General features: G+C 40.7%; 17 protein-coding genes and 1 tRNA gene. 6 read left to right on the forward strand and 12 right to left on the reverse strand.

The features are described from left to right. Positions 1 to 198: 198 nt before the first annotated feature. Genes BUA02_RS01240 through ptsP form a run of 5 tightly spaced genes read left to right on the forward strand, consistent with a single transcriptional unit; the run spans position 199 to position 6,014 of the window. Positions 199 to 945, forward strand: coding sequence for a DeoR/GlpR family DNA-binding transcription regulator (locus BUA02_RS01240; protein ID WP_072700334.1), 747 nt, complete (start codon positions 199 to 201; stop codon positions 943 to 945). Between the two features lie 14 nt (positions 946 to 959). Beyond that, positions 960 to 1,865, forward strand: coding sequence for a 1-phosphofructokinase (gene pfkB, locus BUA02_RS01245; protein ID WP_072700336.1), 906 nt, complete (start codon positions 960 to 962; stop codon positions 1,863 to 1,865). Positions 1,866 to 1,880: 15 nt separating this feature from the next. Then, on the forward strand, positions 1,881 to 3,971 hold the full coding sequence (locus BUA02_RS01250) for a PTS fructose transporter subunit IIABC (RefSeq protein WP_072700338.1): 2,091 nt from the start codon (positions 1,881 to 1,883) through the stop codon (positions 3,969 to 3,971). Positions 3,972 to 4,031: 60 nt separating this feature from the next. After that, positions 4,032 to 4,295: an HPr family phosphocarrier protein gene (locus BUA02_RS01255; RefSeq protein ID WP_071176598.1), complete on the forward strand. Its 264-nt coding sequence runs from the start codon at positions 4,032 to 4,034 to the stop codon at positions 4,293 to 4,295. 12 nt (positions 4,296 to 4,307) lie between these two features. Next, positions 4,308 to 6,014, forward strand: coding sequence for a phosphoenolpyruvate--protein phosphotransferase (gene ptsP, locus BUA02_RS01260; protein ID WP_072700340.1), 1,707 nt, complete (start codon positions 4,308 to 4,310; stop codon positions 6,012 to 6,014). 65 nt (positions 6,015 to 6,079) lie between these two features. Here the strand turns inward: ptsP and BUA02_RS15755 are convergent, their stop codons facing one another. The 6 genes from BUA02_RS15755 to BUA02_RS01285 form a co-directional block, all read right to left on the reverse strand. Continuing rightward, positions 6,080 to 6,238 (reverse strand): hypothetical protein, encoded by a 159-nt coding sequence (locus BUA02_RS15755; RefSeq protein WP_176764367.1) that lies wholly within the window; start codon positions 6,236 to 6,238, stop codon positions 6,080 to 6,082. A gap of 150 nt (positions 6,239 to 6,388) precedes the next feature. After that, entirely contained in the window at positions 6,389 to 7,300 is a 912-nt protein-coding gene (locus BUA02_RS01265) for a hypothetical protein (RefSeq protein ID WP_072700342.1), read from the reverse strand. Between the two features lie 152 nt (positions 7,301 to 7,452). Further along, the gene (gene gdhA, locus BUA02_RS01270) at positions 7,453 to 8,787 is read right to left on the reverse strand and encodes an NADP-specific glutamate dehydrogenase (RefSeq protein ID WP_071176601.1); all 1,335 of its coding nucleotides are present in this window, start codon (positions 8,785 to 8,787) and stop codon (positions 7,453 to 7,455) included. A gap of 194 nt (positions 8,788 to 8,981) precedes the next feature. Next, positions 8,982 to 10,400, reverse strand: a complete 1,419-nt coding sequence (locus tag BUA02_RS01275) for a cell wall hydrolase (RefSeq protein WP_072700344.1) — start codon at positions 10,398 to 10,400, stop codon at positions 8,982 to 8,984. Beyond that, a complete protein-coding gene (locus BUA02_RS01280; RefSeq protein WP_072700346.1) occupies positions 10,385 to 11,500 on the reverse strand; it encodes a Gfo/Idh/MocA family protein in 1,116 nt (371 codons plus the stop codon). Before BUA02_RS01280 ends, BUA02_RS01275 begins: the two co-directional genes overlap by 16 nt. A 26-nt stretch (positions 11,501 to 11,526) precedes the next feature. Continuing rightward, a complete protein-coding gene (locus BUA02_RS01285; protein ID WP_072700348.1) occupies positions 11,527 to 12,813 on the reverse strand; it encodes an SH3 domain-containing protein in 1,287 nt (428 codons plus the stop codon). Positions 12,814 to 12,989: 176 nt separating this feature from the next. On the opposite strand from BUA02_RS01285, the gene BUA02_RS01290 reads away from it, so the two are divergent. Further along, positions 12,990 to 13,061 (forward strand) — tRNA-Arg (locus BUA02_RS01290). Between the two features lie 135 nt (positions 13,062 to 13,196). On the opposite strand, the gene BUA02_RS01295 is transcribed toward BUA02_RS01290, so the two are convergent. The 6 genes from BUA02_RS01295 to BUA02_RS01320 form a co-directional block, all read right to left on the reverse strand. Next, positions 13,197 to 14,081, reverse strand: coding sequence for a DUF5688 family protein (locus tag BUA02_RS01295; RefSeq protein WP_072700350.1), 885 nt, complete (start codon positions 14,079 to 14,081; stop codon positions 13,197 to 13,199). Between the two features lie 125 nt (positions 14,082 to 14,206). Next, positions 14,207 to 14,764, reverse strand: a complete 558-nt coding sequence (gene efp / locus BUA02_RS01300; RefSeq protein ID WP_072700352.1) for an elongation factor P — start codon at positions 14,762 to 14,764, stop codon at positions 14,207 to 14,209. 124 nt (positions 14,765 to 14,888) lie between these two features. Next, complete coding sequence (locus tag BUA02_RS01305) at positions 14,889 to 15,131, reverse strand: hypothetical protein (RefSeq protein WP_071176607.1); 243 nt, start codon at positions 15,129 to 15,131, stop codon at positions 14,889 to 14,891. Between the two features lie 219 nt (positions 15,132 to 15,350). Then, positions 15,351 to 17,591 carry a rhamnogalacturonan lyase gene (locus tag BUA02_RS01310; RefSeq protein WP_072700354.1) on the reverse strand — a complete coding sequence of 747 codons (2,241 nt, stop codon included), beginning with the start codon at positions 17,589 to 17,591 and terminating at the stop codon, positions 15,351 to 15,353. Positions 17,592 to 17,609: 18 nt separating this feature from the next. Next, on the reverse strand, positions 17,610 to 18,338 hold the full coding sequence (locus BUA02_RS01315; protein WP_072700356.1) for a rhamnogalacturonan acetylesterase: 729 nt from the start codon (positions 18,336 to 18,338) through the stop codon (positions 17,610 to 17,612). Positions 18,339 to 18,348: 10 nt separating this feature from the next. After that, positions 18,349 to 20,934 carry an exo-rhamnogalacturonan lyase family protein gene (locus BUA02_RS01320; RefSeq protein ID WP_072700358.1) on the reverse strand — a complete coding sequence of 862 codons (2,586 nt, stop codon included), beginning with the start codon at positions 20,932 to 20,934 and terminating at the stop codon, positions 18,349 to 18,351. Between the last annotated feature and the right edge of the window lie 9 nt (positions 20,935 to 20,943).

The raw sequence follows: 20,943 nt of genomic DNA on the forward strand, positions 1-20,943 counted from the left end.
GTTTATTCTTTTTTAAGAATATTATGATGTCATTTATCGTCATACCTAGTATAATAAAAGAGAGCATTTTTGAACGCTTATGAATTTCTATGATTATTATTCTTTTTGCATTTTGATTATTTTTGATTTTTTGTGATTGCCTTTGATTGAGTTTGATGTTATTATCAAATTATCTAAATTATTATATAAGAGGCAAGTATGCTTACAAAAGAACGACGTGATCTGATAGTTTCATATATTAATGAAAATAATGCAGTTACTGTTGCGCAGCTTATGGAGCAATTTGATGCTTCCGCTGCCACTATCCGCAGGGATCTTTCAGTCCTCCACGATGAAAAGCGAATTCTTAAGGTTTTTGGCGGCGCAACTTCATTAAGTTCTACTGATGTCAACACTATTGAGCCCACAGTATCAGCCAAGGCTTCACTTAATATTGCTGAGAAAGAAGCAATCAGCAAATATGCTGCTTCTCTCATAAACGATGACGACTTTGTATATATTGACTCTGGTACAACAACTTTGGAGATGATCAAATTCATTGACAATACCAAGGCTAAATACATTACTAACGGTATCGTTCATGCCAAGAAGCTTCTTGAAAAGAACTTAAGCACAATGATAATTGGTGGCAGATGTAAGTTTGCTACAGAGGCCATAATTGGTCCTGATTGTATTGAGGGAATCAGCAAGTATCATTTCACCAAAGCTTTTATGGGAACTAACGGCATCTCTTTAACCGCAGGCTTTACTACTCCTGATGTAGACGAGGCCCTTGTTAAAGCGGAAGCCGTTAAGCATGCTTACATCTCTTATATTCTTGCAGACCACAGCAAATTCGGACTGGTAAGTTCCGTTACTTTTGCTGATATTACCAAATGTTGCATCATAACTGACAAGGAACCCAAGGCTAGTTATGGCAGCAAGACAATAATAAAGGTCGTATAAAAAGGAGGAAAGCAATGATTTACACCGTTACCTTTAATCCTGCAATTGATTATGTGGTACGAATGAGCGATGAGCTGCTCCCAGGAATGACCAACCGCTCCGATTCCGAAGAATGCTACTTTGGTGGCAAAGGAATAAATGTTTCTACTATCTTAAAAAATCTTGGACTTGATAATACAGCCCTTGGATTTGTTGCAGGCTTTACAGGCGATGCCATTGAGAAAAGCGTAAATGAAAGAGGCATCAAAGCTGATTTCATCAAGTTAAAAGATGGCATTTCAAGAATCAATGTCAAGATCAAAGGCCAGGCAGAAACTGAGATAAACGCTCAGGGTCCTATGATTCCAGAAGAGGATCAGAAAAAGCTCTTTGACAAGTTAAACACATTAAAAGATGGCGACATCCTTATCCTCGCTGGAAGTATTCCTAATTCTCTTCCAAGCGATGTATATGAAAAGATCATCGCCCTTGTAAATGACAGAAAGATCGAGGTTGTTGTGGATGCTACAAAGGATCTTTTGAAAAACGTCCTTAAATATCATCCATTCTTAATAAAACCAAACAATCATGAACTTGGTGAGATGTTTGGAACCGTCTTAAAGACAGACGAAGAGATTGAGGCTCATGCCAAGAAGCTTCAGGAACTTGGTGCCAGAAACGTCCTCATCTCAATGGCTGGAGACGGCGCAATGCTCATTACTGAAGCAGGCGAAAAATACAGAGTAGGTGTACCAAAGGGTAAGGTTAAAAACTCCGTAGGCGCAGGCGATTCAATGGTTGCCGGATTTGTAGCCGGATACCTCAAGACAGGTAGCTACAAAGAGGCACTCAAGATGGGTACTGCCGCAGGAAGCGCAACAGCTTTCTCAGACGACCTGGCAACAGGTGAAGCGATCAACGAACTGTACAATAACCTATAAGGTAAAGGAGGGTCTATGAAAATCACAGATTTACTTAAAAAAGAAGGCATTAGCCTTAACTGCAACGCAAATGATCAGATTTCAGCTATTGATGCTCTCGTAGAGCTTCATTCAAAGGTAGGCAATCTTTCAGACGCAAAAGAATTCAAAAACGCTATCCTTGAACGTGAAGGAAAGGGTTCAACAGCTATAGGAATGGGAATTGCAGTTCCTCATGCCAAGTCAGCTTCAGTTGCTAAGGCTGGTCTTACTGCTATCACTATTCCTGGTGGTATTGATTACAAGTCACTTGATGGCAACCCAAGTAATCTCTTCTTCATGATCGCAGCTCCTGATACAGCAGCTGACACACATCTTGAAGTTTTATCAAAACTCATGACTCTTCTTATGGATGCTACTTTTGCCAAGAAGCTTGTAGAAGCTAAGACAGCAGATGAATTCCTTAAGATCATCGATGACAAAGAAGCCGAAAAAGATAAAGAAAACGAAGCAAAGAATGCTACTTCTGCTCCAGCAAAGACAAGTTCAGCTAAAAAGCTTGTTGGTGTTACTGCCTGCCCTACAGGTATCGCACACACATTTATGGCTGCTGAAGCTCTTGAGCTTAAGGCAAAAGAACTTGGTATAGATATCAAGGTTGAAAAAGATGGATCAGGCGGAGCAAAGGATGTTCTGACAGCTTCTGAAATTGCAGAGGCCGATGCAGTTATCGTAGCTTGCGACAAAAATATCGAAATGGGCAGATTTGATGGAAAGCCTGTTATCATAACTTCTACAAAAGAAGCTATACACACTCCAGAAAAGCTCCTTGAAAAAGCTGCATCTGGTAATGTATCAATCTATCATCATACAGGCACAGTAACAAAGCGTGATGAAAGTACCGGAAACGAAAGTTTGGGAAGAAAGTTCTACAAGCACCTTATGAACGGTGTTTCACATATGCTTCCATTCGTAATCGGTGGTGGTATCATGATTGCTCTTGCATTCCTTATTGATACTATCTGCGGATACGGTGCAGATGGTGGTTATGACTTTGGTAACATGCTTCCACTTTCATCCTTCCTTAAATATGTAGGTGGTCTTGCAATGGGCCTTATGGTTCCTGTCCTTGCAGGATATATTGCTGAGTCAATCGCAGACAGACCTGGTCTCGCAGTTGGTTTCACAGGTGGTCTCCTTGCAGCCAATGGTAATGCTGCCCTTTTTGTAAATGACAAGCCAGCCTTCCCATGGGTTACAAGATTCTTTGGTGAGGGTGCTCCTCTCGATGGTTTCAACCATTTCATCGGATCATTTGCTTTCACAAATGAAGGTGCAACTGTTTCCGGATTCCTTGGAGGTATTGCAGCTGGTTTCCTTGCTGGTGCTATCGTACTCCTGCTCAAGAAACTTACAGCTAATTTCCCAAAGAGCTTAGAAGGAATCAAGCCTACACTCATTTATCCATTATGCGGTGTATTTATCATGGGTGTAGCAATGTGCTTTATCCTTAACCCAATTATTGGACTTATCAACACAGGTCTTTCAATCATGCTTACAGCCCTTAGTAATGCTGGTCTTCTTGCTCTTCTTGGTCTTCTCCTTGGAGCTATGATGGCTATCGATATGGGAGGCCCTATCAACAAGGCAGCTTACGTATTTGGTACTGGTATGCTGGATACAGCAGCTACTCTTATGGCTGCAGGTGCTCTGGCAACAGATCCTGAGGTACAGGCATGTTATATAGCAATGGCTTCTATCATGGTTGGTGGTATGGTTCCTCCTGTTGGTATCGCTATTGCATGTAAGTTGTTCCCTAATAAGTTCACAAAGTCAGAACGTGATTCTTGGCTTTCAAATATCGTAATGGGAAGTTCATTCATCACAGAAGGTGCTATTCCATTTGCTGCTGCAGATCCACTTCACGTAATACCATGTACCCTCGTAGGTGCTGGTGTTGCCGGTCTTCTCTCAGCAATCTTCAAATGCACACTTATGGCTCCACACGGTGGAATATTCGTATTCGCAACAGTTGGTCATCCACTTCTTTACATCGTGGCTTGGCTTGTTGGTTCCATCATTACAGCAGTTATGCTCGGCTTGATCAAAAAGCCTGCAAATAAATAATTAACATAATCTACCCGAGGGACTTGTTCCCTCGGGCATTGAAAAGAAAGAGGTATTAAAATGGTTTCACAGGTAGTAAAAGTAACAAATGAACAGGGAATGCACATGCGCCCAGCAAGTCTTTTTTCACAGACAGTAACACCATTCACAAGTGACGTTAAGATTGTATTTAACGGAACTTCTTATGATGCAAAAAGCGTTATGATGCTTATGAGCGCTTGCATCAAGTGTGGTGCTGAGATTGAGATCCAGTGTGATGGTCCTGATGAGCAGGAAGCTCTTAAAAAGGCTGTTGAGCTTGTAGAAAGTGGACTTGGAGATTAATTGGAGGTACACATGTTTAAAGGCATTGCTGCTTCACGCGGAATCGGTATCGGAAGCGTATGTGTCATAAAAGAGCACGATCTCAATTATGAGGCAAAAAAGGTTGAAGATACTGCCGCCGAAAAAGATCGCTTTAATAATGCAATTGAAAAGTTCAAAAAAGAAACTTCAGAAATGGCTGAAGATATCAGAAAGAGAATTGGTCCCAAGGAAGCTGAAATCCTTGAGGGCCACCTTGTTATGATATCAGACCCTTCAATGTCCGGTGAGATGGCAAAAATGATCGACTCAGGTCAATGTGCGGAATCAGCTGTAGAAGCTGTATGCGACATGTTCATCAATATGTTTTCCAAGATGGATGATGACATGATGCGTCAAAGAGCCTCTGACATAAGCGATGTTAAGGTAAGTATCCTTAAGATCCTTCTCGGAATCGAGGACGTTAACATCAGTCAGGTTGCGCCTGGTACTGTGCTTGTTGCCAAGGATCTCACTCCTTCTATGACTTCTCAGATCAACAAAGAAAACGTAGTTGGAATCATCACAGAGGTTGGTGGAAAAACTTCCCACTCTGCTATTCTTGCCAGAGCACTGGAAATACCAGCTGTTCTCTCTGTTCCTGATGCAACAGAGCTCGTAAAAGATAAAGAAACAGCAATCGTGGATGGAACAGAAGGCGTCGTGTTTGTAAATCCAGATGGTGATGTTCTTTCACAGTACATCAGAAAACGCGAAGATTATATACGCAAGCAGTCTGAACTTAAAGGATTCTACGGCAAGGAAACAAAGACCAAGGACGGAACAAGCCTTGAGCTCTTCTGCAATATCGGAACTCCTAAGGATGCCAAGAAAGCCATTGAATGCGATGGTGAAGGTATTGGTCTTTTCCGTTCAGAATTTCTTTTCATGGATAACAATCATATGCCAACTGAGGATGAGCAGTTTGCAGCTTACAAAGAAGTAGCTGAGACAATGGGCGGTAAGCCAGTCATCATCAGAACATTGGATATTGGTGGTGACAAGGATATTCCTTATCTCAACATGAAAAAGGAAGAGAATCCATTCCTTGGATATAGAGCTGTCAGATACTGCCTTGGTAACAAGGACAGTTATATGATACAGCTTCGTGCTATTGTTAGAGCAAGTGCTTTTGGAAAGATCAAGATCATGATCCCTCTTGTGACCTGTGTTGATGAACTTAGGGAAGTCAAAGCTCTTGTAGAAGAGATCAAAAAAGATTTCGATGCTAACAATATCGCCTATGATAAGGACATCGAAGTTGGATGTATGATAGAGACTCCTGCAGCATCTCTTATCGCTGATATTCTGGCGAAAGAGGCCGATTTCTTCTCAATTGGTACAAATGACCTCACACAGTATACAATGAGTGTAGATAGAGGAAATTCTGACGTTGCTTACCTATATTCTACTTTCCAGCCTTCAGTTCTTAGATCAATTAAGAACATAATTGAATGTGGTAATAAAGCAGGAATACCTGTAGGAATGTGCGGAGAGGCAGCTGCGGATCCACTTATGATCCCACTTCTCATCTCCTTTGGTCTTACAGAATTTAGTGTTAACCCTGTTCTTGTTCTTACAGCAAGATGCATAATCTCAAAGTGGAGCAAAGAAGAAGCTGATGAGCTTACAAATAAGATCATGGCTCTTGATAACGAAAAGGACATCGTAAAGGCTTTAAAAGAAGCTTCAAAGGACTGATAAATATAGATATTAAAATGACCCCGGTATGATGATCATACCGGGGTCATTTGTTGTATGTGAAATTAGTGCATATTCTGAAGTAATTCTATTGCTGTCTTGGGACGTTCCTGAGCTGTGTAGCCGTAGCTATTATATTTATCAAGAAGTCTTGCACGCATTTCTTCAGGATGGTTATATAATTGATCCATTATCCTATCAAAGGCTTGTTTCCACTCGCCCATATGGCCACCTCCATACTAACTCAACTACAGTAGCGGGATTAATCTTATCGTTTATTTCCTATTATTTCAACAACAAATTGCACAAAAAACTGTGAAAAAATTGTGTCTTTGAAAGTAAAAATCAAACCTTTGAAGGTATCATGAATTAAATTACTGGATCTTTTTTGCAGTAGCTCTGATAACACCAAATACGCCTACAGCAGTGAAAACATAAAGAAGAACCAGTGATCCGATGAACTGTCCTGTAGCATCACTGTATCTGATAACTTCTGGTGTATAAAGGAATGCTTCAATAAATGAAATGTGTTCATCAGAATATACCTTGAACACTTCTATAGCCCACTCAATTCTCTCTGCAACATATACCATGAGTATCATGATAATAGATGAAATAATAATTCCTTTGTTACTCATATTCTTGGCAAGAAGCTCATATCCCTTAAGTGTTGCAAATCCCATTACAAGTCCTCCTGCAACAGCAACATAGCCAAGCTGACCAATAAGAACGATCACAAGAACACCAACAAGTGAACCAAGAAGTGCACCTACAATACCAAGTCCAACATTCTCGTTTGCCTTACGCTGCTCAATCTGAGTGTTAACTGTTGCTGTAGCTGCCTGAAGACAATCAGGACATGTCTGGTAAATCTTGCCTCCGATATTGTAAGGAGCGATATCCTGTCTTACTGCTCCGCAATACTCACAAACATCTACATAGCCGTACTGCTTGAGCTTCTCTGTAACTGAATTTATAGCATCTACAACGTTCTTGGTCAATGCATTCTTCATAGCGCCCTTAACTGACACTACAAGTCTATTTCCTTCCATTACAGCGTTCTTAACTGCATCTGAACCGTCTTTAAGCTCCTTTAACACTTCTGGTGTAGGAAGCATTCCATTTGCGCGAACAGAAAAACTAAGCTGATATGTAATAGTGTTGATAGCAAGTGTAACGTGATAACCGTTTGCTACTCCTGTAAGTGACTCTGCCTCTTCGCTATAAAATAATCCCGTTACTTCTGAAAGTTCACGGAAATAAGCTATTGTGTTAGCATCCATCATAATAAATCTCTCCTTTTTACTTCTCTTTTGAAAACTCCTATGGAAGAATATCGTAATACAGTTTTTTAGTCAATACTATATTCTTACAAAAAAGCGCAAAAAAAGGTCCGGTAATTTTCCATTACCGAACCTTAGATATTAAAGCCTATGTATTAGACAATACCCTGAGCCTTCATAGCTTCTGCAACCTTAAGGAAGCCTGCGATGTTAGCACCAGCAACATAGTTGCCTTCGCAACCATACTTCTTGGCAGCATCATCAATGTTGTGATAGATATTAACCATGATCTGCTTGAGCTTAGCGTCAACTTCTTCGAATGTCCATGAAAGTCTCTCACTGTTCTGGCTCATCTCAAGAGCTGATGTAGCAACACCACCTGCGTTAGAAGCCTTACCACATACGAAGAGAACACCATTCTTCTGAAGGTATTCTGTAGCTTCAATTGTTGTAGGCATGTTAGCGCCTTCACATACGGCTGTTACGCCGTTTGCAACAAGCTGCTTAGCGTCATCAATAAGAAGCTCATTCTGTGTAGCACAAGGAAGTGCAACATCACACTTGATTGACCAAACGCCTCTTCCTTCGTGGTACTCAGCTGACTTTCTAGCTGCTGCATATTCTGTAAGACGAGCTCTCTTAACTTCCTTTACTTCCTTAAGAAGTGCTACATCGATTCCTTCTGGATCATAGATCCATCCTGTAGAATCTGAACATGTAACAACCTTAGCACCAAGCTGCTGAGCCTTTTCGATAGCATAGATAGCTACGTTACCAGCACCTGATACAACTACTGTCATGCCCTTCATATCCTTGCCATGGCACTTAAGAAGCTCTTCTGTAAGGTATAAAAGTCCATATCCTGTAGCCTGTGTACGAGCAAGTGAACCACCGTATGTAAGACCCTTACCTGTAAGTACGCCTTCATATACGTCTTTGATTCTCTTGTACTGTCCGTACAAATATCCGATCTCACGTCCGCCAACACCGATATCACCAGCAGGAACGTCTGTGTCTGCACCAATGTGTCTGTAAAGCTCTGTCATGAAGCTCTGGCAGAATGCCATTACTTCTCTGTCTGACTTGCCCTTAGGATCGAAGTCAGAACCACCCTTACCACCACCAATAGGAAGGCTTGTAAGTGAGTTCTTGAAGATCTGCTCGAAACCAAGGAACTTAATGATACCAAGGTTTACTGAAGGATGGAAACGAAGTCCTCCCTTGTAAGGTCCGATAGCTGAGTTGAACTGTACACGGAAACCATTGTTAACCTGTACCTGTCCCTTGTCATCTACCCAAGGTACTCTGAAAAGAATCTGTCTTTCAGGAGTTACAAGTCTCTCTAAAAGAGCATCCTTACGATACTCTTCTTCATTTGCCTCAATAACAACACGAAGTGACTCAAGCACCTCTTTTACTGCCTGATGGAACTCAGGCTGAGCTGGGTTTTTCTCTACAACGTAGTTGTAGATCTCATCAACGTATGACATTTTTCATTCTCCTTCCTGTGCATAGCACATAGCAAATATATGTATTTGCATAATAAACATCTTGATATACAAAAAGAGCGTAGAAAACCAAAGGTCTCCACGCCCCATTGCGCAAACACTGTCTGAAAAGCATTATACACTTTACTATTTTAAAGTGCAAGAGTATTTTTAAAAATTGTTACCACCATCATGCATCAATCAGAATTTTCTTCCGACTCATCATTATTTTCTTCATTATCACCATTATCAGTGTTTTCTTCCTGATTATTCTCTTCAGGAGGAGCCTCCTGTGGCTGTTCACTTTCATTGTTTTCCTCAGGTGCAGGCTGCTGTTCCTGTGGTGCTTCCTCCTTTGGCTTAGTAACCCACCTATAGAAAAATGCATGATGACCTATCATGTAATACTCACTGATTCCATAATAATCTGCCCAGTACTGCGTCATAAAGAATAGATAATCACCTACTCTGGCTCCGCCAAGAACTTCCTGAGCGGCCCTTATACAGGTTGAATTAGGACCATTAGAAATGATCAGTTCAACCTTACCTGAACGATAAGAAGCAAACTGCATATTTTGCGTAATAACACCAATAATGGTATTAGGGAAAGCTGAACTCTTCACTCTGTTCATAATAACAGAGCCAACACCAAGTTTACCTGTATATGACTCTCCGTCAGCCTCTGCCTGTATAGTAGCAGCAAGCCATGTAAGTTCATCTGCAGATGCTGAATATGATCCAGAAGTATCTTCCTTGGTAAGAGCAAGTCTGTCAGCAATCTGTTGAGCGAGAGCAGCATTCGCTGCAGCTGTCTGAGATTCCAATGATTTCATCTTGGCATCTAACTGCTGAAGCTGCTGATCATAGTTTGCAAGCTTATTCTTTTCAGAAGAAAGACTACTATTAGTAGTATTAAGCTGTCCCTTGACCTGATCTGTAAGACCCGCAAGCTCATCGTGCTTTTCATCGAGCGCTTCCTGATATTTATCAAGTTCTGCTTCTTTTTCTTCTACAACTGCCTTCTTAGCCTCAATCTCATCTTGAAGAGCCTGATACTCCCCAATCTTCTTTTGATCGTAATCAACAACAGCATTCAAATATTCAAATATGGTTAGGAATTCCTGGATGGATCCTGACTCCAGGAGAATACGGATAAGCCCCTGAGTACCACCCTTTTCATAGGTGGTCTGGATACGCTTTTTTAACGCTTCGTATCTCTCCCTCTCTTGTTTTTGGGCTTCCTGAAGTTCATTATTGAGCTTGACAATCTCTGATGAGACTTCAGCCATAGCAGCTTCTGCTTCTGAAATCTCACCATTGAGTGTATTTAATTTGCTATTATATCCATTGATAGTGCTCTGAAGAGCATTACTTTGACTTTGAAGATTAGTAACATTACTCTGAGTCTGCGCCTTCTCACCTTCTAAGGCCTTTATAGCCTCCTGAGTTTCTTTGGTCTGTTTCTCAAGATTTGATATTGTTTCCTGAGTCTCTTCTTCCTTTTGCCTCATGGAAGCAATGGTCTCATCAAGTTCGTCAGCGTAGCTGTCAAAAGAAAAAATATTCACAAATAAAAGAGAAAATAATAAAATCCCCGCGATTACTTTTCTTCGCATATTTCAGTAGTCTCTGTTCCTTCCGGTGTATCACTGGTATCTGCTTCTTCAATAACAGCTGGCGCTTCGGAAACTACTGTTTCCTCCTGCACAGGAGCTGCAGATACTATCTCAAGATCATTTTCTCCAGGGAAAATGATCTTATTGGTCTGTCTAATGAAATCCATCATATTGAGCATCTTAAGTGACTCAGAATGAGGCATTTCAGGACATTCGATCCATTTTTCAGCAATTGCTCTAACACAGGCCTCGACTTCATACTCGTAACCAGTCTTCTGCTTTGGTCTCTTGTAATATGCAATCTTCTTGTGGTCGGAATCATATACTGTGATTCCTTCAAAATTATTGATATTATCTACAACAATATAACCTTTGCTTCCGTAGATAACTCCGCTTCTATCACTTACTGATAAGGCTGAAGCATTTAAAACAGCCATCTTACCATTTCTATATCTAAGTGTGATGCTGTCATGAAGATCCATCCCAAGGTCATTAAATGAACACATAGATACAATATCTGTTACATCATTTCCAAATACCATGGATGCAAAGTTAAGAACATATACTCCAAGATCAAGTAATGCTCCACCACCAAGCTCTGGCTTGTTGATCCTATCTTTTGCTGAAATATTGTAGCCAAGATTAGCTGTAAGCATTGTAGGTTCGCCGATCACATTGCTGGCTAAAACCTCCATGAGTTTGTTTCTCATTGGCATATATCTGGTCCACATAGCTTCTGTAACCAAAAGATTTTGCTGTTCAGCATAATCAAATACTGCCTTGGCCTGTTTTTCATTTAGCATAAAGGCCTTCTCACACAGAACATGCTTACCAGCAGAAAGAGCCAGCATTACATTCCTGTAATGCTCTGAATGAGGTGTTGCAACATATATAAGATCAATCTTAGGATCACCTACGAGTTCTTCATAAGAGCCGTAAGCTTTCTTGATCCCAAATTTAGAAGCAAATTTGTCAGCACTTTCCTTAGTTCTTGAACCTACTGCATAGCAGGCAACTCCTCGTGTATTCTTGAGGGTAAGGGCCATAACCTCGGCAATCTTACCAGTTCCCATAATTGCTACTCTGAATTTTCCAAACATGAAAGTTACCTCCCTATAAACTAATATCAGTCTCCTAGGAATTCTGACTTAATGTATCCTGTACTTCCATTATACTCTACTTTTGCCCAACCATTTGAGTACTGTTCAATAACATTTACTGTTGAACCTGAGTAGACCATAGCAAGAACATCAGAATCTGTACTCTGTTCCTTACGAAGTCTAACTGAGTCATTGACCTGCATCTTGCCGGTCTTGGCTGATGTATCCTTATTAGCCTTGTTATCTGCTCCTGTCTCATCAGTAGCAGTTTTATCATCCTTATCGTCGGCAGAATCTGTTCCAGCCTCTACCACCTGCTCATCAATAACTTCAAAATACTCTGTCTTAACGTATGCTACTCCGCCCTTGTACTCGATCTTGCTCCAACCATTTGCAAGAGCTTCAAGCTGTTTGAATTCCTGTCCTTTTGTAGTCTTATCAAGAACATCTGCTGTTTCAGAATCTGAGCTTCTGATATTAACTACATCTGTAGCTCTGATAGTATGAACTGTTACAGTCTCTTTCTGCTCCTCTGTTGTAGCCTCTGCAGCAACCTCATCTTCTTCACTTGAAGCTTCTGAGCTAGCTTCTGAACTTGCAAGCGCTTCACCTACAGAAACCTGCAAACCTGTTCTCATCTTAGTAAGGAACTCTGCAAGCTCCTCATCTGCATTTACCATCTCATTGTAGCTGGATGCCACTCTGTTATTTAAATCAATGACATCTTCCTGAACACTGATAGTCTTGATGTACTCAAGCTCATTCTCATCAGCTATATCGCCATTAATATAAAGCCCTTCATCATTAGTACAAATATAAAGAGTCTCAAGTCCAGGTACTGGCTTGCTATAATCATAGAACTTAACTTCATTGTACACATATGCAATGTAGCTTCCTGCTACAGGACCAGGCTTTGTATATACTACGATATTCTCATAATCCTCAATATACTCAGCAGTAGCGACAGCCTTTAACACTTCTGTCTCTTCAAGGCCAACATATATCCTAGCAAGAGTATCTGAATCACCATTAGCCATTGCTGTGTAATATGTCTCTATAAGTGCATTCACATCTGGATATGCATTCTCTTCTAATGCTACATCTGGAATCTCATAGGTTGCTGCCACATCAGCATCACTAGGAGTCTGAGCCATCTCAACAGCTCTGTGATTAGCACTTAGCGCTATCACAACCGTAAGGCCAACAGCAACGATCAGCATTGCCGGCATCAAAAGTCTTTTATTATCACCAAGTATGGCAAATATATCTTTCTTTTCATTTCTCCAAGAATTTGGATTTTTCTTTTTTTTCATTATTCGAACCTCGAAATACAAAGTGTAGTAATCATATAAATATGCACGAGTAAACATAGTGCAACATTTAGATTTTAAGCCATATAGTCCATATAGTCAAATTTGTGAACATCCTATGAAGCCAGTCCCTTATTGAACTGAGCCCATACGTTATGCTATTATAGACAAGGTATTTGGCACCCGTAGTCTAATGGATAGAACGAAGGCCTCCGACGCCTTTAATGCAGGTTCGATTCCTGTCGGGTGCATTTTTCACTATTGACATATCAGATTGCATCTGATATGTTGAAATCAGAAAAAAACATCTTGAGAACGAACAGATGTGGGATCTTAGATTAACTGATCTCCTGTTGAATCCAAGGTGTTTTTTCTATTTTTCAATATTAAAGTATTCTAACAGTGTTATTTTCAGCTTCATACAGATACACACTATCACTTAGCACATCTCCTCCACCTACGACCATTGAGTTTACTTCCTTAACCATAGAATAGAGAAACTCTCTCTTTCCTTCCTCTTCAAAGTAAGGCATGACAATTGCTTCATGTATGGATGCAGGGAGGACAATGAAATCTCCTCCAAGCTTCTCTGAAATTTTCTCTGAAACACCTGGATAAAGAAATACTCCAGCGCCGTTTGTCTTGGCTTCATTGGAGATAACGTACATATCAAGTTGGCTCAGAAATGGAGCTAGTTCTTTACCTTTATCTCCAAGAGTTTCAAGGATGTGTTCGATTGTAAAAGGCTGTGCAGTGGGGGCATTCTCATAGATATTCTCCCAAAGCTCATCTTCTGAGATCTCCCAGTTTTTAAGATGATCTTTTTTGACAACAATGACTCCAGGTCCAAGAAATTCATCATCGACATTAACAAGTGGCACTAACGCAAGGTCCTCAAACATGACAAAAGGTACATCTTCCAAGTATTTTCTATTTTTCTCAAAGTTGATCACTTTAAAAAAGAGTTTTCCACAAATCTTAGAAAAATCCTCATAATAATTCACGTCAACTGAGCCCTCTGGTGCATGCTTACGATAAAACTCCAAGATATTTCTGACTATCTTCATAAGAACTATTCCATTCTTGTAGTCCTTATAATACTGATCAAGATAGATCGTTGGCGCTATATTTTCGCCCTTTTTCTTGATATGAACAGCGTGACAAATAATGCCGTTATTCTTAAGGACCTCCTTATAGCTAACCTCCACACTATCTCCAAGTACATCAGCAATTTCTGCCACGATAATATTTCCAAATTCTTTAATATCCATTTACTAAATAAACCTTTCATTTCCATTTGAATTTCTTATTTTTGAGCAAAAGAAAAGACAATAGAAAAACGCATTTCGCGTTTAACTATTGTCTTACGTTTAGTTTCTATATTCAGTATTACTGATTAAACTCTTGAGAGATACTCACCTGTTCTAGTATCGATCTTGATAACATCACCTTCGTTAACAAAGAGAGGTACTGATACGCTAGCACCTGTCTCAACAGTAGCAGGCTTTGTAGCACCTGTAGCTGTATCGCCCTTGAAACCAGGCTCTGTCTCTGTGATTGTAAGTTCTACGAACATTGGAGGCTCAACTGCGAATACACTTCCGTTGTAAGACATAATCTTACAAACCTCGTTCTCCTTAACGAACTTAAGAGAATCACCGATCTGATCTGATGTAAGTCCGATCTGCTCATAAGTCTCTGAATCCATGAAGTTGTAGATGTCGCCATCCTGATAGAGATACTGCATATCCTTCTTGTCAATTCTAGCTGCAGGGAACTTCTCAGTAGGACGGAAAGTTGTCTCCTTAACACCGCCGTTGATGATATCCTTGAGCTTTGTTCTTACGAAAGCAGCGCCCTTACCAGGCTTAACATGCTGGAATTCAATAATCTGACATACGTTGCCATCAATCTCGATGGTTACACCATTTCTGAAATCACTTGCAGAAATCATAAAAATCCTCCTAAAATAACGGCAACGGCTTTCAGACGTCCGTTCGCCAAATATTATCACATCAAACAACTAACTTAGTTTATACTAAAAGTCTTTTTTTTTCAACCATTTTTTGCATACATTTTTACATCATCGCAGATTCTTTTTTCATTCTATTGTGTCTATTTACTGACTCAAAGAATCCTGTTTTTTCTGTAATGAATTCTAAGATGTCAGATGATAATGCTTCAGGATGTTCAATGATAAAGTTTTTGATCATATCTATCTTCTTTTCATTACCTTCTATTTTCACATATGCGATAACTCCGAGAACAAATCCCTCGTATGTATCCTCTACGTTATTTAATAATTCCAATAATTCATCCATACTTTTTCCCTTTCAAATCCCATAAAATGGATAAAAAGAATCCTCCTTAATTATAAGATAATATCTTTTTTTGTTAAACAATTTCTTTGTTTGAAAAAGCCATATGAATTGCGGGAATCCGCATATAGCTTCTGTTCCGAAAAGGAACTGAATAATAAAAGAAACAGCATGTAATAAATTATCACATGCTGTTTTTCTTGTAAAGAGAACCTTATTAAATCAATAGTCTAGAGGTACTTTTCCAAAATCCATATCAGAAGCATAATAATAGCTGGTGTAACCTGTCTGGTTATAGCAGGTATTCTGCCAAGCAACACTTACGCGGTACATGATATCATCCATTGGTGTGTAAAGCTTGTGCTCTGTGATATCTGTGTTGGTATATATACGAAGAGCTGAGTTATCCTCAAGACGGAGTACTATCTCTTCTCTGAAGTCTCCAAAAAGATCTGCCACTAGGCAAGGATTACCTTTTGTTCCGTTATTGGTGAGGGTATTCTCTGGAGCAAGCATCACGCCATGAGTTATGTCATTGATGACACCTCTGTGCTCGCCATCAATATAGTCATGTCCATCGATCACCTGAGTAGAAAGATCTGCTGCCCAGCGAATAGCCTGGTTGGTAGATGGAGCCTTCAGGTCAAGCTTCTGTCCCTTGCAGGAATAAACATCATTTACCCAGCACTGAAGTCCTCTGACATGAGGATCAATATCTCCTATCATGCATCTTCCAAGGTCTGATTCTGCATAAACTCCAAATTTACCAGTATCTTTTCCAGCCTCATCGATTCCTCTTATAACTACGCCAGTTCTGGCATCTCTCAGAGCATAACCATAAGGAGCTGCCTTGGCGCCTTCAAATACGTTGAATATCTGGAAACCTTCTCTGTCCGGGTCAATATGAGCCACATGCATTGAATCTCCATGCCCCATCTTGGCGTAGGTTCCATCAGGAAGATAGTCATAGCTTGAATATAAAACGCTGCCATCATGATCGATGCAAGCTGCACCATAGATGATCTCCTGCTTGCCATCATCATCAACATCAGCTACAGCAAGAGAATGATTGCCCTGGCCAGCCAAAATGCCGTAAACAGGATCACTTCCTACTCCGCCATGTGGGTTATCATTGAAAGGATTCTTCATTGGCACATGTCCGCTGTCCACAAGCCACAGCGGAACAAATCTTGTGCCATCAAAATTGTATGCTGCTAGAGTAGTTCTGGTATAATAACCTCTGCACATAACAAGGCTAGGATGCTGACCATCAAGATATGCAACACCAGCAAGGAATCTGTCGACTCTGTTGCAGGGCTCTATCCTCTTCATGGCATAATCACCCCACATAAGCCCGTCATCGCCTCTTGGCACAGGATAATCTATTGTGCAGAGCTCTCTTCCGCCACCTGAAAACATTGTAAGATATTCAGGTCCTTCATATATAAAGCCCTCGAACTTATCAAGCTCGTTTCTAGGGCTCTTTTCCCTGGCGAACACATTGATAAAGTAATCTACAAGTTCTTCAGCGTCCTTCCTACTAAGAGGATAGCTGTATTTAACAGGGATTCCAAAGCACTCTTCCAATGTAGCCGGCCAATGTCCAGCCTTAACCTCAGGATGCTCAGTCCAATACATGAAAAGAGCTATCATATGCTTTCTGTAATCCTCAGCTGAGCATACGTATCTATTGGTATGTGCAACGCCCTTTAATACGTCTTTTTTAGGAATTGTGATGAATTTAGTAGATGTCTCTTTTCCTGATTCATCATACCTTGTGATCTTGGTACCGGGAGCTGTCTTGACTGCCATCTCAGCCTTGCCATCTCCATCAAAATCATAGACCATAAACTGAGTGTAGTGAGCACCAGCTCTGATGTTAGGTCCCATATCCAGTCTCCAGAGGATCTGGCCTGAAAGTCTGTAGCAATCAATTATGCATCTGCCGGTATAACCCTTGATAGACACGTCCTGAGAATTTGTAGGGTCCCATTTTACGATATATTCATACTCTCCATCACCGTCTACATCGCCAACACTCATATCATTCAGAGTATATTCAAATTTCTCGCCAGCAGGTGTCACGCCTCCCTCTGGCTTTTTTACAGGAATATCGATATAGTTCTTGCCACTTGTAAAGGCAGTAACTTCAGCGCTCTTTCCCTCGGCATAAAGAGCTTTCATACACTGACAGTTACTTTTGTAATGTTCCCTTAAGACTTCCGGAATCACCAATTCCACGCAATATCTAGAGTCTTCCGTACCATCTTTATCCAGATAATTAGTTGAATCATTTACGTTGGCTATAAGGTCTCCATCCCTGTATATATTAAAAGAAACACCAGTTAAGCCTGTATCATTATGTCCAAAGGCCTCTCGTTTAAATAGTCTCCAGGATAAAAAGATTCCTGTGTTAGTCTTTACTGCTATAAGTCCTCTGCTTAGGTTTTCTCTCTGTTCCATTTGTCTCCCTTTGGTGCCTTACGCACCAATTATTTCCTTTAGTCTCTTTGCAACAAAACCTGCATATACAAAAGCACCTTCAAATTTTAGATGTGCATTATCTTCTTTTCCTAAAGGTGCACTTTCAAACATGTCCTTATCAAGGTTCATGTATATTCCCTTGCAGGCTTCTTCCCCAATCTTCGTGTTGTACTGCGCTGTCTCTTTTCCAAGATCAATGAGTTCAAGCTTCATCTCTTCTGCCAGCTCCATCATCTTGTCTCTATATTCAGGAAAAGAGATCCTGCATACCTTATTGTCATCAAAATCCTTCATGGCTATGGCAGTCACTAGAACCGGCACAGCGCCTTTAGAAAGAATCGCCTCAACATATTCTTTCTTTAGCCTTTCCTTGTACTCAGAAGGAGACAGATATCTCTCTTCCTTTTCCTTGTAGGCATCATTGTGGGCTGACTGGATAAGGACATAATCGCCATTTGAAACGTCTTTTATAAGGTCTTGCCATCTGCCCTCATCCGAAAAGCTCTTTAAACTCCTGCCTGCCATGGCTCTGTTATCAATAATCACACTAGACGTCTCATAAGAAACAGCATTATCGAAGCTTGAGCCTTTCGAATGCCTGATACATACATCTAATGCATCAAAGTATTTGTAAAGCTCCGCTCCCCAGCCGCACTGCGGAGCATCACTTAATTTGTAGGTCTGAACTGTGGAATCCCCAGCCAAGAAAATCTTTGTCTTTTTCATCTGCATCCTCCTAGTTAAAGCTCTCTGGAAGGTCATCTCTTACAAATTCAAGGGCCACAATGGCGTTAAGGCACCACTGGGCAAAGACATTTGTAGATACCCATGGAATCTCTTTTAGCACCTTCTGATTACCAGCAAGAGGCACATCTACTGTCTTGATGGCACCATCTTTAAGTTCAGTCTTAAGACTGTCCTTAAGGATCTCCCAGACTTTTTTGCCAAGTTCTCTGTCCTTATTATAGTAGGCACCATAAGCTATGACACCTGCTGCCATAAATGGATATGCAAAGCTTCTGTTACCTATCCTGCCGCCTGAGAGCTTATTTTGTGTCTCATTATCAAGGGGATAAAACGTTCCATAGTAAGCAAGCATCTCATTCCACTTAGTATCATCCAATAGATCTGTCAGCTCAAGCCATGTCTGCTCAGATCCCTGACAGATGGAAAGATGACTTCCTCCCGTTGCTCTATCTCCAATATACCTCAAATGACTTGTCTTTGGATCATATTCGAAATCTGTTCCTGAAAGAAGTCTTAGAGGTGTCTGCTTCAAGTCTTCAATGCCAGTCTTTATCTTATCAAGATATGCGTTATTTTTGTTTATCTCCCACTGTGTGAGCCAGTTGGAAACATAGCTGCTCCAATCTGGGCCGGTTCTTGCATGTGTAGGATAGACCATTTCCTTTTTATCAAAGAAAAATCTAAGAGGATCAGTCTCAATTGTTGAAAAATCTGCATCCTTTACTTCATCAAAAATGTCTCTTAACCTGAAATCGCCAGTTAAAAAGTACATCATCCTGTTGTGACCAGCCATGGCGATCCTTGGCTCTTTACAAGGACATCCCCAATGGCGTACATTGTGCCTTGAGCCAAGTCCCTGATACTTACCAAAATGGTAGATATCAACCTCAGAGCAATGCCTTGTCATAGCTTCGCATATAGTAAAGACGTCCTCTCTCTGGGTCCTTAGGAAATAAAACCAAAGCCAGAAGGTTGGCACAAGCTCAGTGTTCTGCCAGGCGTATCCACCCATATCATAACGCCAGGAGTGCCTTTCCTTGTCGTAGGTATGCATGAAATCGCCATAGTCAAACATTCCATACCATTTTCTTACTTCTACTTCACTCTTATAGAATTCAAATGCACTTTCAAGCTGGTCTTCAAGCCAGTTCTCGGCTTCACTATCTCTTTTAACAAGGCTCCAATAGCCAAATGCACGCAGATCGTGATAGTACTCTGGTGAAGCTATGTAAAGAGCTTTCTTCTGAATGCTCTCACAGAAATCTGAAAGCTCAGTATCTGATGGGATCACATTCTCGTTAAATCGAACCGCAAACTCAGAGGTATTGGCAATTCCATAGGCACTTGCGCCAAATACATCAAAGCCCTCGTAGTAAGTTTGTGAATAGCCTGTATCTTCATAGTGCCTAAAGTCCATGGCATCTGCATCAGGAGTCACAAGCCAAATGGTTCCTGTAGCCATGTTCTTAGACAGGTCCTTTACTGATAATGTTGAAGGGTATTTCTGCCAGAAGTCCTTGAGTCCCAGCATGACACTTCCTTCATCTGAGCCAAAAGAAATAACGCCAGGGGCTCTGTGTCCATGAAGGCCGTCTATAAGGCATACATTGGCTTTGGCAGTTCTTTTCCTGATAACAAAGTGTTCAGAGCTATCCTGATAGAGTCTGTACTCATCCCACACAGGCATCATTTTGGAAGCATCTATAGCATTTCTGCCCTCTTCGCTCTCTGGATCAAGTATGATCTTCTCGCCCTTTATCTGTTTGTGATAGATCTCATCAGATACTCTTGGATGCCAACAAAGAAGCATTGCACCAACTTCTGAAAAGGCTCCATTATCTGCAAGTGCCTTGAAATGTCTGTTATACTGCTCTCCACTTACAGGCACGTCAAAAGAGATTCCTACACCCTTTATAAACTCTTTTGATTCATCTATATCCAAAAAGAAAGTGTGTGTAAACCTAAATTCAGGGCAATCTCTGTAGATTTCCATGTAGATCGTGAATGGAAGTCTTTTGGACTCCTTGTTTTCAGTACTGATGTGGGTTCCAGAGAACTTAACAACAACGCGCACATCTCCTTCTTCCACTATTTCTGCATTTTTAACGATTCCCTTGTATGAATGAACTTCTTTATTATATTCACCCTTCCGATTCTCAATTAGAGCATCACATCTGGCAGACTCTATGTATTTCTTGCCCTTAAAAAGAGCTTCTTTAAACAGCTTATCTCCGTCCTTACACACGAGCACAGAGACAGATCCCGCTTCTATACGGAATCCGTCCTGTCCCATGTCAGAAACCTCGATCTTACCTTTGCCATAACTGATTTCCTGATTCAAAACCGGATCAATAACAGCTTTTTTGCCCATAGCTTCCGCATCTGCAGTATGAGCGGCCCACTTGATACTTCCATCAGGCCAATAAGCTGTAACCCTTGACTGAACTGGAACCTGTCCATTTTCACCTTTCAGGGTAAAAGAGATATTATCTCCATGAAGTTTTCCTTTTTCCCACATACTTCCAAATGTTGTATAGCCCTTTGAAGATCTGTTTTCTAATCTTTTTACTTCCATCTCTTTTTT

It is taken from the genome of Butyrivibrio hungatei DSM 14810 (genome assembly GCF_900143205.1).
Classification (GTDB): Bacteria; Bacillota; Clostridia; order Lachnospirales; family Lachnospiraceae; genus Butyrivibrio; species Butyrivibrio hungatei.

Excerpts from the sequence above, each read along its gene's own strand:
- BUA02_RS01240 (WP_072700334.1), top strand. The coding sequence starts at position 199 with ATGCTTACAAAAGAACGACGTGATCTGATAGTTTCATATATTAATGAA.
- pfkB (WP_072700336.1), top strand. The coding sequence starts at position 960 with ATGATTTACACCGTTACCTTTAATCCTGCAATTGATTATGTGGTACGA.
- BUA02_RS01250 (WP_072700338.1), top strand. The coding sequence starts at position 1,881 with ATGAAAATCACAGATTTACTTAAAAAAGAAGGCATTAGCCTTAACTGC.
- BUA02_RS01255 (WP_071176598.1), top strand. The coding sequence starts at position 4,032 with ATGGTTTCACAGGTAGTAAAAGTAACAAATGAACAGGGAATGCACATG.
- ptsP (WP_072700340.1), top strand. The coding sequence starts at position 4,308 with ATGTTTAAAGGCATTGCTGCTTCACGCGGAATCGGTATCGGAAGCGTA.
- BUA02_RS15755 (WP_176764367.1), bottom strand. The coding sequence starts at position 6,238 with ATGGGCGAGTGGAAACAAGCCTTTGATAGGATAATGGATCAATTATAT.
- BUA02_RS01265 (WP_072700342.1), bottom strand. The coding sequence starts at position 7,300 with ATGATGGATGCTAACACAATAGCTTATTTCCGTGAACTTTCAGAAGTA.
- gdhA (WP_071176601.1), bottom strand. The coding sequence starts at position 8,787 with ATGTCATACGTTGATGAGATCTACAACTACGTTGTAGAGAAAAACCCA.
- BUA02_RS01275 (WP_072700344.1), bottom strand. The coding sequence starts at position 10,400 with ATGCGAAGAAAAGTAATCGCGGGGATTTTATTATTTTCTCTTTTATTT.
- BUA02_RS01280 (WP_072700346.1), bottom strand. The coding sequence starts at position 11,500 with ATGTTTGGAAAATTCAGAGTAGCAATTATGGGAACTGGTAAGATTGCC.
- BUA02_RS01285 (WP_072700348.1), bottom strand. The coding sequence starts at position 12,813 with ATGAAAAAAAAGAAAAATCCAAATTCTTGGAGAAATGAAAAGAAAGAT.
- BUA02_RS01295 (WP_072700350.1), bottom strand. The coding sequence starts at position 14,081 with ATGGATATTAAAGAATTTGGAAATATTATCGTGGCAGAAATTGCTGAT.
- efp (WP_072700352.1), bottom strand. The coding sequence starts at position 14,764 with ATGATTTCTGCAAGTGATTTCAGAAATGGTGTAACCATCGAGATTGAT.
- BUA02_RS01305 (WP_071176607.1), bottom strand. The coding sequence starts at position 15,131 with ATGGATGAATTATTGGAATTATTAAATAACGTAGAGGATACATACGAG.
- BUA02_RS01310 (WP_072700354.1), bottom strand. The coding sequence starts at position 17,591 with ATGGAACAGAGAGAAAACCTAAGCAGAGGACTTATAGCAGTAAAGACT.
- BUA02_RS01315 (WP_072700356.1), bottom strand. The coding sequence starts at position 18,338 with ATGAAAAAGACAAAGATTTTCTTGGCTGGGGATTCCACAGTTCAGACC.
- BUA02_RS01320 (WP_072700358.1), bottom strand. The coding sequence starts at position 20,934 with ATGGAAGTAAAAAGATTAGAAAACAGATCTTCAAAGGGCTATACAACA.